At 41.3% G+C, this 14,724-nt stretch carries 12 protein-coding genes; 2 read left to right on the top strand and 10 right to left on the bottom strand.

Annotated elements, in window-relative coordinates; translation table 11 throughout:
* Window positions 1–16: 16 nt before the first annotated feature.
* From yhbY to hrcA, 8 genes are all read right to left on the bottom strand, one after another.
* Complete coding sequence (gene yhbY / locus BFM96_RS00665; RefSeq protein ID WP_068989071.1) at window positions 17–328, bottom strand: ribosome assembly RNA-binding protein YhbY; 312 nt, start codon at window positions 326–328, stop codon at window positions 17–19.
* Window positions 329–346: 18 nt separating this feature from the next.
* A complete protein-coding gene (gene yqeH, locus BFM96_RS00670) occupies window positions 347–1,453 on the bottom strand; it encodes a ribosome biogenesis GTPase YqeH (RefSeq protein WP_068989073.1) in 1,107 nt (368 codons plus the stop codon).
* A gap of 1 nt (window position 1,454) precedes the next feature.
* Window positions 1,455–1,982, bottom strand: a complete 528-nt coding sequence (locus BFM96_RS00675) for a YqeG family HAD IIIA-type phosphatase (protein WP_068989076.1) — start codon at window positions 1,980–1,982, stop codon at window positions 1,455–1,457.
* A 113-nt stretch (window positions 1,983–2,095) separates the two neighbouring features.
* The gene (gene dnaJ / locus BFM96_RS00680) at window positions 2,096–3,226 is read right to left on the bottom strand and encodes a molecular chaperone DnaJ (protein ID WP_068994078.1); all 1,131 of its coding nucleotides are present in this window, start codon (window positions 3,224–3,226) and stop codon (window positions 2,096–2,098) included.
* A 473-nt stretch (window positions 3,227–3,699) separates the two neighbouring features.
* On the bottom strand, window positions 3,700–4,605 hold the full coding sequence (locus tag BFM96_RS00685; RefSeq protein ID WP_068989077.1) for a hypothetical protein: 906 nt from the start codon (window positions 4,603–4,605) through the stop codon (window positions 3,700–3,702).
* A gap of 238 nt (window positions 4,606–4,843) precedes the next feature.
* Window positions 4,844–6,667 carry a molecular chaperone DnaK gene (gene dnaK, locus BFM96_RS00690; protein WP_068989079.1) on the bottom strand — a complete coding sequence of 608 codons (1,824 nt, stop codon included), beginning with the start codon at window positions 6,665–6,667 and terminating at the stop codon, window positions 4,844–4,846.
* A gap of 358 nt (window positions 6,668–7,025) precedes the next feature.
* Window positions 7,026–7,538, bottom strand: a complete 513-nt coding sequence (gene grpE, locus BFM96_RS00695; RefSeq protein WP_083201796.1) for a nucleotide exchange factor GrpE — start codon at window positions 7,536–7,538, stop codon at window positions 7,026–7,028.
* Between the two features lie 377 nt (window positions 7,539–7,915).
* Complete coding sequence (hrcA, locus tag BFM96_RS00700) at window positions 7,916–8,950, bottom strand: heat-inducible transcriptional repressor HrcA (RefSeq protein WP_068989085.1); 1,035 nt, start codon at window positions 8,948–8,950, stop codon at window positions 7,916–7,918.
* A 267-nt stretch (window positions 8,951–9,217) separates the two neighbouring features.
* On the opposite strand from hrcA, the gene BFM96_RS00705 reads away from it, so the two are divergent.
* Window positions 9,218–10,474 carry an ISL3 family transposase gene (locus tag BFM96_RS00705; protein ID WP_068989088.1) on the top strand — a complete coding sequence of 419 codons (1,257 nt, stop codon included), beginning with the start codon at window positions 9,218–9,220 and terminating at the stop codon, window positions 10,472–10,474.
* A gap of 131 nt (window positions 10,475–10,605) precedes the next feature.
* The gene (locus BFM96_RS00710; protein WP_068989090.1) at window positions 10,606–12,420 is read left to right on the top strand and encodes a DUF2207 domain-containing protein; all 1,815 of its coding nucleotides are present in this window, start codon (window positions 10,606–10,608) and stop codon (window positions 12,418–12,420) included.
* 405 nt (window positions 12,421–12,825) lie between these two features.
* On the opposite strand, the gene BFM96_RS00715 is transcribed toward BFM96_RS00710, so the two are convergent.
* Window positions 12,826–13,638 carry a M15 family metallopeptidase gene (locus BFM96_RS00715; protein WP_068989092.1) on the bottom strand — a complete coding sequence of 271 codons (813 nt, stop codon included), beginning with the start codon at window positions 13,636–13,638 and terminating at the stop codon, window positions 12,826–12,828.
* Window positions 13,556–14,254: a histidine phosphatase family protein gene (locus BFM96_RS00720; RefSeq protein WP_068989093.1), complete on the bottom strand. Its 699-nt coding sequence runs from the start codon at window positions 14,252–14,254 to the stop codon at window positions 13,556–13,558. The genes BFM96_RS00715 and BFM96_RS00720 overlap by 83 nt, the downstream gene beginning before the upstream one ends.
* Window positions 14,255–14,724: the final 470 nt, after the last annotated feature.

The raw sequence follows: 14,724 nt of genomic DNA on the forward strand, positions 1-14,724 counted from the left end.
TTGGTAATGCAAATCGCTAGATTTCCTTTACTTTTACAGAAAGTTTTCGATTTTCTTTCTTGCTTGACTGCTTAAATAAAATCAGGGTTCGCCCAATTTTCTGTACAGTATCTACTCCGATTTCTTCTTCCAAGGTTTCTGCCACATCATGGATATTTTCATCCGTATTTTGAAGCAGCGTCACCTTAATCAGCTCTCGTCTGTCCAATGCCTGACGAACGCTGGTCTTAATTTGGTCGTTTAAACCGTATTTCCCAATTTGAATAATGGGTTTTAAACTGTGAGCTTGGCTATTTAAGAAAGCCCTTTGCTTTGATGTTAATGTCATTGTATTTCCTTTTTGTATTTATATAATTGCTTTTCGTGTAACAACTCCCACACCCTTTGGTGCCCACGCTGCTACTTTTGCTGCACTATTGAGCCGAATCCAGCCAAGACCTGAGAACACCACATCTGTCTTTTCTGTAATGGTGAACTCATGCCGTACCAACTCTGGAAAGGTTCCTAACTCTGCCTTGGTCGGCGGTACCAATAGACTTCCAGCGTGCTTTTGGTAAAACTCTGTCGCACCTTCTAATTTCGTACGGTGAAGTTTTAATTCATTGTCAAAAAATGCGGTAAAGCCTTGTTTGTCTCCTGCGATAAAGTCAAATCGTCCCAAACCAGCCAAAAAGAGGGTTTGTTCTGGATTTAACTGATAGGTCTTGGGTTTGATTTCCTTACGCGGACTGGCAAATTTCAGATTTTTCCCAGACAGGTAATGGGCCATTTGGTGACGATGGATAATCCCAGGCGTGTCATAGATATGGGCACCATCCGCAAGTGGAATCTCAATCTTATCCAAGGTTGTTCCCGGAAAACGTGAAGTCGTAATGATATCCTTATCCCCAGTAATTTCTTGGATAATAGCGTTGATAAGAGTTGATTTGCCGACATTCGTCACACCAACCACATAGACATCTCTACCCTGTCTCAGCTTTTCAATCTTGTCCATCAAATCCTTGATAGCGTCTTTTTGCTGAGCACTCGCTAGGATAACATCCACAGGTCTCAACCCTTCCTCATGTGCACGCTCAGCCAGCCATTGGGTTACCTTGCTTGCCTTCACAGATTTAGGAAGAATATCCTTTTTATTCCCCACCAGTAAAATATCATTCCTCGATACAAAACGAGGCAAACCAGGGATAATCGAGCCATTAAAGTCGAAAATATCAACGACATTGACCACCAAAGCTTTGCTATCTCCCACTTCATGCAAGAGTTTCAAAAATTCATCATCAGTGATTTGGACATCCGTGATTTCATTATAATGACGCAAGCGAAAACAACGCTGGCAGTACAATTCTCCAGTCTCTAAACCTTTTTCTAAAGCACTTTGGGGCGTATAGCCTAGCTCTTTTTTATGCTCTGTTTGAATCACGACTCCACAGCCGATACAAAGAAGTTCTTCCATCTTATATTCCTTTTGTAAATTGAATTGGGCCGTATTTCTCCTGAATTCGTTTGAGAACACGACGCTCCCGCGCTCGGTTGATTTGGGTATTGAGCGAATCATGCTGAACTAAAGGTTTCACCAAAATCGAACGAATCCCTGCTCGATGAGCAGCTCGAATATCCGTCATCAGCTGATCGCCAACCATGACAACCTCTTGTTTATCAATTGAAAATTTCTTGAGGGCACGGTCAATCCCAAAGGTAAAAGGCTTCAAAGACCAATAGACATAGTCAATCCCAAATCGCTCCACCGCACGGCGCACCCGCTTTTGCGTATTATTAGACACAACTACCACTTTCACCCCAGCATCTCGCATATCATGCAACCACTGGCGCATTTCCTTGGTGCCATCAGGATTGTTCCAAGCAATCAAGGTATTGTCTAAATCGACTAAAACCGCTCGAATACCGTGTTTTCCCAAACTCTCTACTGTCAAATCATAGACTGCCTCAATCGCAAAATCAGGCATGTAATTTTCAATTCCCACACTTCACTCCAAAAAATTCTACTTTCTTTATTGTACCATAAATCATTCTTCCTCGCACCTAGAATCTTTGAGGAAAGCAAAAATGCACCCAAATCAGGCACATTTTCACTGCTTTACATTTCTTCAAAAGCATCCTTCACCTTATCGAAAAATCCTTTTTTCTTTGGATGAACATTGATGTTTCCAGCAGCTGCAAACTGTTTCAAGGCTGCTTTTTGTTGCTCATTGAGATTGGTTGGAGTGACAATGTTTACCGTCACATATTGGTCACCGACAGCACCACCGCGAAGTTGTGGAGCTCCTTTTCCACGCAGACGGAAACGTTTCCCTGTTTGGGTTCCTTCTGGAATCGTCAGCTCGACATTGCCATGAACCGTTGGAATCTCGACACTATCCCCCAATGCAGCCTGAACAAAGTTAAGGTCTAATTTGTAGAAAATCGTAGATCCATCCCGTTCGAACTTATCACTTGCCTCAACCTGCACCACAACATACAAATCTCCGTAAGGGCCGCCATTAAAACCAGCTTCACCTTGACCGGACAAACGAATTTGTTGACCAGTTTCCACGCCAGCTGGAACTTTTACAGTAACTGTATGAGCCTGCTTTTCATGACCAGTACCGTGACACGTATGACAGGGATCTTTGATTTCTTTTCCACGACCATGACAGACATCACAGGTTACCTGGCGGCGCATCATACCAAGCGGTGTTTGGGTATCGACGTTAATGACGCCAGCACCATGACAACGACCACAAGTGACCGGACTGGTGCCTGGTTTTGCACCAGAACCTGTACAAGTCCGACAAGTCGCCTCACGATTGTAGCTAACTTCTTTTTCTGCCCCAAAAATCGCTTCTTCAAATTTCAAATTGATCCGGTATTGAAGATCGTCTCCTTGACGCGGTGCATTTGGATTGCGGCTTGCTCCACCACCTCCAAAGAAGCTAGAGAAAATATCCTCAAAGCCTCCAAAACCAGCACCGTCAAAGCCACTAAAGCCTCCGCCACCGAAACCACCTTGGGCACCAGCAGCCCCAAATTGATCATAGCTAGCCCGCTTTTGGGCATCACTAAGCGTTTCATAAGCCTCTTGAATGTCCTTATATTTTTGCTCCGCACCAGCTTCTTTGTTGATATCTGGATGGTACTTCTTGGACATTTTCCGATAAGCCTTTTTGATTTCATCCTGAGACGCATCCTTTGACACCCCCAGACGATCGTAAAATTCTGTATTGTTCATAATTAAGATACCAAGCCCGTAAACAGCAAAGTCAAAATAGCAAATGTGACGAAGACGCTTGCGTCTAGGAAACATTTGTTTTTTTTGACACAGACGTTAGGGCGGGTTCATTTCCTTTCTGTTAAGATACTAAGGGCGTTAAATGGACAAAGTCAAAATAGAAGATTTGACAACGGACCTTTACGTCCTAGGAAAATCTATACCTAAAGGTAGCCATATCTGTAAGCCAGCTATGCTGGAACAGCTATGTCTCTTTTTGGCACCGTCCGTAGCCCGTGTTCAATTCAGAACACTTGTATTCCTTTCTATAATTTTAGAAGGTTATTTTTTGATCACTTCCTTAATCAGTAGGGAGCAAACGATAACTCCATTTTTACACAATTTTTTGAGAAGAGTTTTCATGCTGTTTTATTTAGCTATGAATATTTTTTATTCACAAAAATCTAACTAACCTTTTCAATATTATTCATTTTTTAAAAATCTATAGATTTTACACCGTATTTATCAAGTGGAAGCTCATTCCTATTTTCGAAGAAACTTCCATCTTCGTTCTTAGTAATATAAAAGTCAAATTGAGGATCTCCACTCTTCTTATTTCTATACTTCATTTTTTGAGAAAGATCTTTTAGATTTTTCCCTAGAATTGATACTCCCGTATATCTTCCATCTATATTTGTAAAAAAGATTAGTTTTGCATCATCTTCTACATTTTTTATAAAACTTTCTCTTAAACTATACCACGTAGTCCATTTAAAATTATTTTCTTGAGTATAGTCTATGTAGTTCTTACTGTATTTTATATTGTTCACACTAGTATCATAAGTTTTAGAAATCTTATCTTTTATTTCATGTAAACTAAGTTTAGAAAAGTCATTTTCTCTATTCGAATTTTCAAAATTAGAAACTTTCTCAACTGTCTCTGAAGAAATTTCGTCATCACTAACGAAAATGACAGATTTTGAACTCTTAAATTGCTCCTCTTCGTTTTTTGAAGGATCCATCTTATCTTTTATATACAGTAAATATGTTTCTAAGAATGTTCCTTTATATCCTTCAATTTGTTCCAAATCATCTATATGGTTTTGAAGCCGATTGTTGATATTACGCTCATCAGGCTTATCCTTATAGTATTTCCCAATTTCATCAATATCCTTTAGCATATTTAAATTTTCATCACGTTCTCGGTCAGATTTATTACTTAACCAAGAATAGATAGCACCCACACCCACAAGAATTGTAGCCAATATTTCTGGAGATATAAATATATTGAATTTGCTGTCTTCAGCCACAGGATTAACAATCCAATAAATTACTACTATAGAAACTTCAATTACACCTAATATCCAATATTTCTTTAATAATTTTTTCCAATTTTCCATTATAACTCTATTTTCTGTTACAGCATATATTACTTACCCAAAAACAGAGGCTGGATTTCAACCTCTGTGATCGAGTTTTGATAGTTAATATTTTTGAGATTTACTGTTGACTGTTTTACGACGTGAGAAAAGCGTTTTGACATTAAATGCTTTTCGAGCTAGCAAGTCGTTTAGGCAATTCGTCATAGCAATTGCCGTAGAATGACAACCACGTTAGTGGTTAGTCATTCTTAACGAGTTATTTCTCCGTAAACTCTCCATCTACTACGTCATCGCCTGCTTGACCTGGGTTAGCCGCACCTTCTGCGCCCCCTGCTGCTTGTTGGGCTGCTGCTGCTTGTTCGTACATCTTAACAGCTAGGCCTTGGGCTTTTTCGTTCAGGTTTTCCAATTTCGCCTTCATGTCGTCCAAGTTGTTGGCTTCTTGAGCGGCTTTCAATTCGTCAAGAGCTGCTTGTGCCGCATCACGTTCTGCGTCAAAGCCTTTGCCTTCTGTTTCTTTGATTGTTTTTTCAGTCGCAAAGATTGCTTGGTCAACTTCATTACGAAGGTCAACTTCTTCTTTACGTTTTTTATCTGCTTCTGCGTTTGCTTCTGCATCTTTCATCATGCGGTCAATTTCTTCATCTGTCAAACCTGAATTTGATTGAATAACGATGGTTTGCTCTTTTTGCGTTCCAAGGTCTTTGGCTTTAACAGATACGATACCGTTTTTGTCAATATCAAAAGTTACTTCGATTTGAGGAATACCACGAGGTGCAGCTGGAATATCTGTCAATTGGAAACGACCAAGTGTCTTGTTGTCCGCTGCCATTGGACGCTCACCTTGAAGAACGTGAATATCTACCGCTGGTTGATTGTCTGCTGCCGTTGAGAAGACTTGTGATTTAGAAGTTGGAATGGTTGTGTTGCGGTCAATGAGTTTTGTAAAGACACCACCCATTGTTTCGATACCAAGTGACAATGGTGTTACGTCAAGAAGGACAACATCTTTAACATCACCAGAGATAACCCCACCTTGGATTGCAGCACCCATAGCAACAACTTCGTCTGGGTTTACAGATTTGTTTGGCTCTTTACCAGTTTCAGCTTTCACCGCTTCAACAACCGCTGGAATACGTGTTGAACCACCTACAAGGATAACCTCGTCAATTTCTGAGATAGAAAGTCCTGCGTCAGACAAAGCACGGCGAACTGGCTCTTTTGTGCGTTCTACAAGGTCACGTGTCAAATCATCAAATTTCGCACGAGTAAGCGTCATTTCCAAGTGTAGAGGTCCTGCTTCTCCTGCAGTGATAAATGGCAAGCTGATTTGAGTTGAAGTGACACCTGAAAGGTCTTTCTTAGCTTTTTCAGCCGCATCTTTCAAACGTTGCACAGCCATTTTATCTGCTGACAAGTCAATGCCGTTTTCTTTCTTGAACTCTGTAACCATGTGGTCGATGATTTTTTGGTCAAAGTCATCTCCACCAAGTTTGTTATCCCCAGCGGTCGCAAGAACATCAAAGACACCGTCACCTAACTCAAGGATTGAAACGTCAAATGTTCCTCCACCAAGGTCAAATACCAAGATTTTTTCTTCTTTGTCTGTCTTGTCAAGACCGTAAGCAAGAGCCGCTGCTGTTGGCTCGTTAACGATACGTTCTACTTCAAGACCCGCAATTTTACCAGCGTCTTTTGTTGCTTGACGTTGTGCATCGTTGAAGTAAGCTGGGACTGTAATAACTGCTTTGGTTACTTTTTCACCAAGATATTCTTCTGCATAGCCTTTCAAGTATTGAAGAATCATCGCAGAGATTTCTTGTGGTGTGTATTCTTTGCCATTTGCAGCAACTTTTTCAGCAGTTCCCATTTTGGATTTGATGGAGATAATCGTATCTGGATTTGTTACAGCTTGGCGTTTTGCTGCATCACCAACGATGATTTCACCATTTTTGAATGATACAACAGATGGAGTTGTACGATTTCCTTCTGGGTTTGCAATGATTTTACTTTCTGTTCCTTCGAGAACAGCAACTGCAGAGTTTGTAGTTCCTAAGTCAATACCAATAATTTTAGACATAATATAAGATACCAAGAACGCCGAGAACGCGACAAGAATTTTAGGAAATCAACGATGTGTGCTGGCACACGAGGCGATTTATCTACATTCCGAGCTTTCCGTTCGGGTTCCATTCCTTTCCTAATGTTTTTTTCTATTTTACTTTAGTGATCAATTTACAAATAGTTTACGGACATCTCGGTCCAGAATAGTCCTATTTTTTACCCAGCCATAACTAGCCTGTCATTTGTTTTAGACCTAGGCAATGCGGTATACATCAACTAGGCTAGATAGTTTTCTTTTAATCTAGGCAAGGCGCTGGCGGCTATACTGAGGTATGCCGATGCGACTTAACGACGAGTAAAAGGAAAATAGCAGACTAGTTGTACACGACTACCATAGCAGGTCGCAACACCCTCTCATGCAGTTTATAGCCTTTCTGGAAGACTTGTGCAATCGTATCAACTGGATGTTCGTCATCCGCTGGCATGGTTTGGATGGCCATGTGGAAGTTAGGGTCAAATGCCCCGTCCACTGCTACTTCTTCAATCCCTTCATCCTTCAGTGCTTGAATTAGGCTTTCTTGAACCATTTCAAGACCTTTTTTTACATCATCTGTTAGTCCTTCTACGGCTAACGCACGCTCGAGGTTATCAAGCGACGGCAAAATTGCCTTAGCTAAATCCTGACTGCGATAGCGTTGCAAGGTTTGACGTTCTTCGTTGCTACGGCGTTGGATATTTTGCATTTCGGCTACTGCTCGTAGATACTTGTTTTCAAAGTCCTCAGCACGTTCATTCGCAAGTTCTAATTCCGACTTTTCTTGAGTTGCTTCTTCTTGGACAACTTCTTCTGTCCCTTCCACTTCCTCAAGCTGTTCTTCTTTTTTCATTTCTTCGGTCACACGAAACCTCCTTTTTATTCATTTCAACTATTCTCTAAGATCTTTGTGTATTGTCCTTACTTTTTAACGCTCTCATGTTTTGGAGAACTGAGTTCGAGCTAAAAGTTTGGCTCCCTTTAGGGATAGCTGGCCTTGTAAGCACGGCTCACTACGTCAATCTCCTAGTTTTCTATAGCTGTTGCGGGCTTAGCCCGCTTTACAGATATGGATGCCCTTAGGGTATATTCCAACTTTTTTTAACGCTCTCACATCTTAATAAACTGAACTCGGGCTAAAATCTCGGAAAAAAGACAAACACTCCTAGAAGCCTCAGCTTCTTCGTCGTATTTCCTATTTTTCATTCGATTTTTTCACGCCCTCGTATCTTAATGCACCTCGTAATGGTTACTACTTAAGTAACGATAGAAGTCGGTTAACTTCATCATGAGAACTCGGTTCACGAGATTGATAAGACTCATCATGCGGTTGTAATCCACATTGATTGGACCGATGACAGCTAAGATTCCAAATCCACGATAAGGGATGAGAAACTTGGTTGTCACTACGGTCAGATGAGCAAGCGATGGTTCTCGACTGTCTGCCACCTTGACACTCTGCATTTCATCTTCAGCTAGATTGCTCCGCATTTCAAGGGCTACTTTTTGCGGAAATTCAAAGAACTGGTAAGCCCCAATATCCGCAAAATCAAGCAAGCGAATCTTTCCAGCCGTCACCACATTCTCGGTAAAAAGATCTGAGAAAATGTGTTCAAATAGATGCAAGACATTATCTGTCGTGACAAAATGCCGCTGGATAATCTGCGGAATTTCGGTCCTGAGTTTGTAATGAATATCTAGTACCGTTTTCCCCAGCAATCGTTCTAAGACCAGATTTCTGACTTCCCTTAAATCTTCACGGAGAAAATTCTTAGGAATGGCAAATTGTCTGGTCAGCGTTTTTGACTCATCTAAGGTCATCACAGCCAAAGCTGCATGCTGACTGAGAATGACGATGTCAAACGCTGTGAGTTTCTGCTGACTAGGTTCAACATCAAGCACCGCCACCGTACAGGACGTTAAATCCGACAAGATGGTCGCGGCTGTCTGCAAAATGTCATCCAGTCGGAAAAATTCTTGATCGAAACTCCTGACAACCTGATACATATCTTCTTCAGCTAGACTATCAAAGGTTAGGGAATGCTCCACAAAGTATTTGAAACCTTCTACACTAGGCATTCGACCACTCGAGGTATGAGCTTTTTCAAGCAATCCTTTTTTCTCTAGAGCCGCCATTTCATTTCGAATGGTAGCACTACTTGAAGAAATACTGTCTTGGAGAGCTTTTGACCCGACTGGCTCGTGCGTTTTCGTAAAGATTTCAACGATCAAATTTAGAATTTCATGTTGGCGTTCTGTTACCAAAACCTCACCTCCATTCGGAATTCTAGCATTAGCACTCTTGTCCCCCGAGTGCTAACTTATGATTCTATTATACACCGATTATTCTTAAAGTCAAGGGAAAAAACCAAAAAATTAGCACTCTTTTGTCTGGAGTGCTAAAAATCGGCTCTATAATATCTGTAGTGGGTAAATCCACTGTAGAGATTATGGAGCCTTTTTCAGTGTAGAAAAAAAGTCCCATATGACCTATAATGAAAAGCGATAAAACCATCATTTAGAAAGACTCATATGGAACAACTAAATCTTATCACAAATTTTCTCAAAATGAAAGACAAAAATATCACGATCACTAATGAATGCGACATGGGAACTCACTTAGAACTCCACGGTCACTTGGATTACACAGCCCCTAAATGCTCTTCCTGCAAGGGACAAATGGCTAAGTACGACTTCCAGAAAGCCTCTAAAATCCCCTACTTAGAAACTGCTGGCTACCCGCTACTTATCCGCCTTCGAAAGCGTCGTTTCAAGTGCAAAGACTGTGGGAAAATAGCGGTCGCTGAAACTCCTATTGTTAAGAAGAACCATCAAATCTCTGTCGCTGTCAACCAGAAAATCGCACAATTACTCATCGAAAAGCAAGCAATGACACATATCGCACACAGACTCTCCATTTCAACATCTACAGTTATTCGAAAACTCAATGAGTTTAAGTTTGAAACGGATTGGGCTAAGCTTCCAGAAGTCATGTCCTGGGATGAGTATGCCTTCAAGAAAGGGAAAATGAGCTTTATCGCTCAAGATTTTGACACAAATAACATCATCGCTATCCTTGATGGAAGAACGCAAGCAACCATCCGAAATCACTTTCTGAGATACCCTAGACAGGTCAGAAACCGCGTTAAATTCATCACTATGGACATGTTTAGCCCTTACTATCAACTAGCCAAACAACTTTTTCCTCATGCTAAAATCGTGCTTGATCGTTTCCACGTTGTGCAACATCTCAGCCGTGCTATGAACCGTGTCCGCATACAAATCATGAATCAATTCGATAGAAAATCCCAGGAATACCGTGTCTTAAAACGCTACTGGAAACTGGTACAACAAGATAGCCGTAAACTCAGTGATAAACGGTTTTATCGCCCTACATTTCGCATGCATTTGACCAATAAGGAAATCTTAGACAAGCTCCTATCCTACTCAGATGAGTTACGACAACATTATGAACTCTATCAACTTCTTTTATTCCATTTCCAAGAGAAGAACTCAGATCATTTCTTTGACCTAATTGAACAAGAAATAGCCACTGTTAACCCTATTTTCCAGACGGTATTTAAGACGTTTCTAAAGGATAAGGACAAGGTTTTAAACGCCTTGGAATTGCCTTATTCCAACGCTAAATTGGAAGCTACCAATAATCTTATCAAAGTCATTAAACGAAATGCCTTTGGTTTCAGGAACTTTGAAAACTTCAAAAAGCGGATTTTGATTGCCTTAAACATCAAAAAAGAGAAGACCAAGTTGGTCCTCTCTAGATGTTAGCTGACATCTACCCACTACAGTTGACAAAGAGCCTAAAAATCAGTCTCAAGTCTGAGCTGTTATTTCCTATAATAATCTAGATTTTTTGAAATTTTAGAGTATAATAGAAGATAAAAAGGGGGGAATGTCTCATGAAAAAATGGTTATTCAGCTGTGTCTTTCTACTAATCCTCTTTGCAATCCCTTCTGTTTTGGCAGAAGATTTACAAGTGAGCGACTACAATATCGATGTCTCTGTACAAAAAAATGGAGACCTAGTTGTCAGCGAAGAGATGACATTTCAAGCAAATAGGCAATATAACGGCGTCTACTATCAGCTAGACAAGCAAGAAACCAAGGGCAAATACACTCAGGTGACCGATGTTTCTGCTGCCGAAAAAACAGCTCAAGGTGAGCAAACCTTGAGTCAATCTGATAGCCAGCAGGAGCAAACCTATCAGCTTTCAGATACAGGTTCCTACTTGAAATTCAAACTTTTTTTACCTCTTAACAACAATAGTCGAACCGTCCTGCTTCGCTACACCCTTAAGCAAAGCGTCATTAACTACCTTGACGCTGCAGAAATCAACCGAAAATTTGTCGGACAAGGTTGGGAGATTGACCAAAAAAATATCCGAATTCATATTCGTTTTCCTGAAGCTCTGTCAGCTGAACACTTAAAAGCCTGGGGACATGCCAGCGATGAAGGACAAGTGACGATTGACCCTGATTATAAAGGAGTGACCTTTACAAGTCCCCACAATCAAGCAGGAGATTTCATTGAGGCAAGGGTTCTTTTTTCACCAGACCTAACAGCTGACAATCCCAATCAGGTATCAACTCAAGCATGGGATCGGATTACCAGTGAAGAAGGAAAGCGAGCTTATGAAACGTTACGACACCAAAAAGAAATTGAAGAAGAGAAAAAACAAGCCCGTATCCTCTCCATCGGACTGTTTCCAGTCCTAGGGGCAATCTTATTAGGAGTTTATCCCTTCGTCCACAAGCCTTACAAAAGATGGGAAGAAAAAATTCCACTCGTTCCTGAACATCTCTTTGAGATTCCACGAGATCTCTCTCCTGCAGTCGTGAATGTGGCTATCTTTCATCGACTAGACGGAGCAGACCTCGGAGCGACACTCCTTGATTTGGTTCGGAAGAAAAAAGTAGCTTTAGAGGCTCTGAGCAAGGACTATGGTTTTACCCTCCTTTCAAAAGAAGGGCTGCTCGCCCACGAAGACGTGCTCGTCTCCTTCCTCTTTGATACCATCAGCAGCGATAATAGTTGGCTTACACTAAATCAAATCAAGCGATACGCCAAAAAACATCCAAACAAATATGTCAACCATCTTCAACAATTTAAAACCGCTGCAAGCAATCAAGCTCCAAGTTATTCTGACAAAAACACACGTTTCTCCACAAGTTATACCTGGATTTCTAGTGTCATTGCTATCCTTGCACTTTTCATCAGCATTTGGACCTTGGATCTCTCGGCTGACTTTATTCCGTATACCATCGGAATTTCCGTGCTAGTGTGTGGAATTCTTCTATCCAATCGGCTCTTTCATCATCTTTTTCTCAAACGACGATCACAAAAAGAGGAATACGAATATCGTCAATGGAAGGCATTTCGGAAAATGCTCATAGACATTAGTCGTCTGGATCAGGCAGACATCGAATCCGTCATCATCTGGGACCATATTCTGGTCTATGCCGTATCACTCGGCGTTGCCAAAGAGGTCATCCAGCGCTTGAAACAGGTCTTCCCAGAAGGTCTTCCAACAACGAATTTCAATGCCGATTACCAGTCCTTTATCTACAATACCGCCTTTCTCAATCAGTTTAACCATTCCTTCCAGCAATCCTATCAAGCAGCCACCTCCATCAATACCAGTGGTAGCGGCGGTGGATTTAGTGGTGGTTCTTCTGGTGGATTTGGCGGAGGCTCTGGTGGTGGTGGATTCTAAACAAATCTAGGACAAACAGTCAAAACCGCACCCTAAAGTTAGACTACTGGCTAACGAACGGGCGCGGTTCTTTTTGGATTTATACGCTAGAAAAATAGGCTCATACTCATCCAAAATCAAAGTTAGCATTTTTGCGACTTTCTTAGATGGTTCGAACGCAAACTAGCTATTTTTTATGCCTGTGCTTTTCATCTGCTAAAAAATCATTCTATTAGACTTACTTAAACTGTTTCATTTTTAAACAAAGATAAGCATGCATACATCTGATGTGACCCTCAAAAGTCAGACCAAAATCTAACAATAGAGAGGTCGGTACAATCGAATAGCTATTTTTGAAATTACATGAGTATCATTGTCAACTGTAGTGTATTGACAATGAGCTAAAAAACGCCAGAATTCTGACGTTTACTGACCTGCTTTTTTCAAAAGCTCGATATATTCTTCTAAGACTAGCTGGTGGTCAACGATGTAGCGAGCTGACTCCTTCCCCACATAGCGGTAATGCCAATTCTCAAAGTCCACTCCAGTAATCTCGCTCTTATCCTTCGGATAGCGCAAAATAAAGCCATAATCTGGAGCCAAGGCCGAAATCTGTTCTGCCAATTCGTCCGATTGACCACTTGGTACACTAATATCCAAAGCCAAGCCTGTCTGATGTTCACTGGCACCAGGGACTTGAATTTGGTGACGCACCAATGCTTCCGCCTCTTCACGAGAAAGTCCTTCTAATTCAGCGGCTTCAACCGCTTCATTGTACAATTCTGTCTGGTTTTCTTTACTTCGATAGCCAGAAATCAAGGTTTCCTCTGGTTCAATCTGCCGAATAGCAGCTAGGAAATCTTTCGTTGCCTGCTCAATCCGACTATCTAGTTCAATATCCTCAACGGTAGCTAGTTTGGGAGGATTGACTTCTGTTGGGTAGGTACGATTGACCAAAATCAAATTCCAGTCAGAACTTGATACCGTCGGAAGAGAATCTGGTTGCTGACTGGCTACTTGCTGCATTTCCGGTTCTACTTTTGAAGCTTTCTTTTCACCAAATGAGGGTAACCAAGCAGGATTAAAGAAAAACACCATGGCAATCAAAGTTAGCAAGAAGAGACCTGAGAAAAATGGTAGCAATCGTCTGATATAGTTACTCACCGAATTCCTCCAATACTTTAGCTCCCTCTTTCCGATAAGACATGTCTCCAATACGGTCAATCTGAAAGACCCCATTTTCATAGTCAATCACTGTCACACTGCCATTGTCAAGCCCTAGCCCTCGAGGCGTGCTGCGGTCAATCAACCAAGCAAAGGTTCCAATGGTCATTCCATGACTCACAACGAGGGCATTGCCACCACCTTGAGCCTCCATTTCCTGTGCAATAGCTGTAAAGCCTTCGAGAATGCGGCTGCTAAGCTTCTCCCAAGATTCTGCCCATCCAGCTGTATCTACTTCCACCAGCCCTTCAGCCAATTCTGGATAACTTAATTGGTGGACATGCTCAACATTGAAAACGCGTGGAATTAAGCCCATAAATAACTCGCCATCATAGGCACCGTCAAAGCTCCCAAAACACCATTCACGAATTCGTTTGTCGTGTTGGTACGGGATTTTCCCATTTAACCCCAGCTCACTCAAGGCAATCCCCATAGTTTGAATGGTTCGTCCGCTATCGCTCGAATAAGCCCTCTCAAACGTCAAACCCGCTTTACGAAGTCCAATTCCTAATTCGTGAATTCCTCGCTCCCCCTCAGCTGTCAAGGGAGTATCACTCCAGCCTTGTGCACGCCCAATCGTATTAAACATTGTTTTTCCATGACGCACTAGGTATAATCTTGTTTTCCCCATTTTATATCCTTTCTACTTTACCATTCATCCGTCCTCTACTAGGAGAAACACCCTATTTCGTACCAATCGCTGTCTGATTACAGAAGCCAACCTTCTCAGGCTAAGAAGATTCCCTTGGATTGATTATTCTAGAAGTTTCCTCTGACTAATCAATCTAATACTCTATAACAATCAACATCTGACTAGCTTTCACAATTGAGAATTGTGGAAGGTGATAGACAAAACTAACGTAGCTTGTATCCTAAAAACCACAGGTAGAACTGGAGTTCAGAAAGGTGAGTTAACAACGTCAGGTGTTGATTGTTGACGAGTACAAAGAGGACTAATCCTCTCTATTATACCACAGTTCCTATGACTTAGCTGTTTTTATTGCCGTAAAAAAAGAATAAGACGCTCCTGCTTTATCTTATTCTTTTTATCTTTTTGTAAAATGGATTTCCTGGACAGCTAAACTACTAACTGCCGTACTT

It is taken from the genome of Streptococcus himalayensis (assembly GCF_001708305.1).
Lineage (GTDB): Bacteria > Bacillota > Bacilli > Lactobacillales > Streptococcaceae > Streptococcus > Streptococcus himalayensis.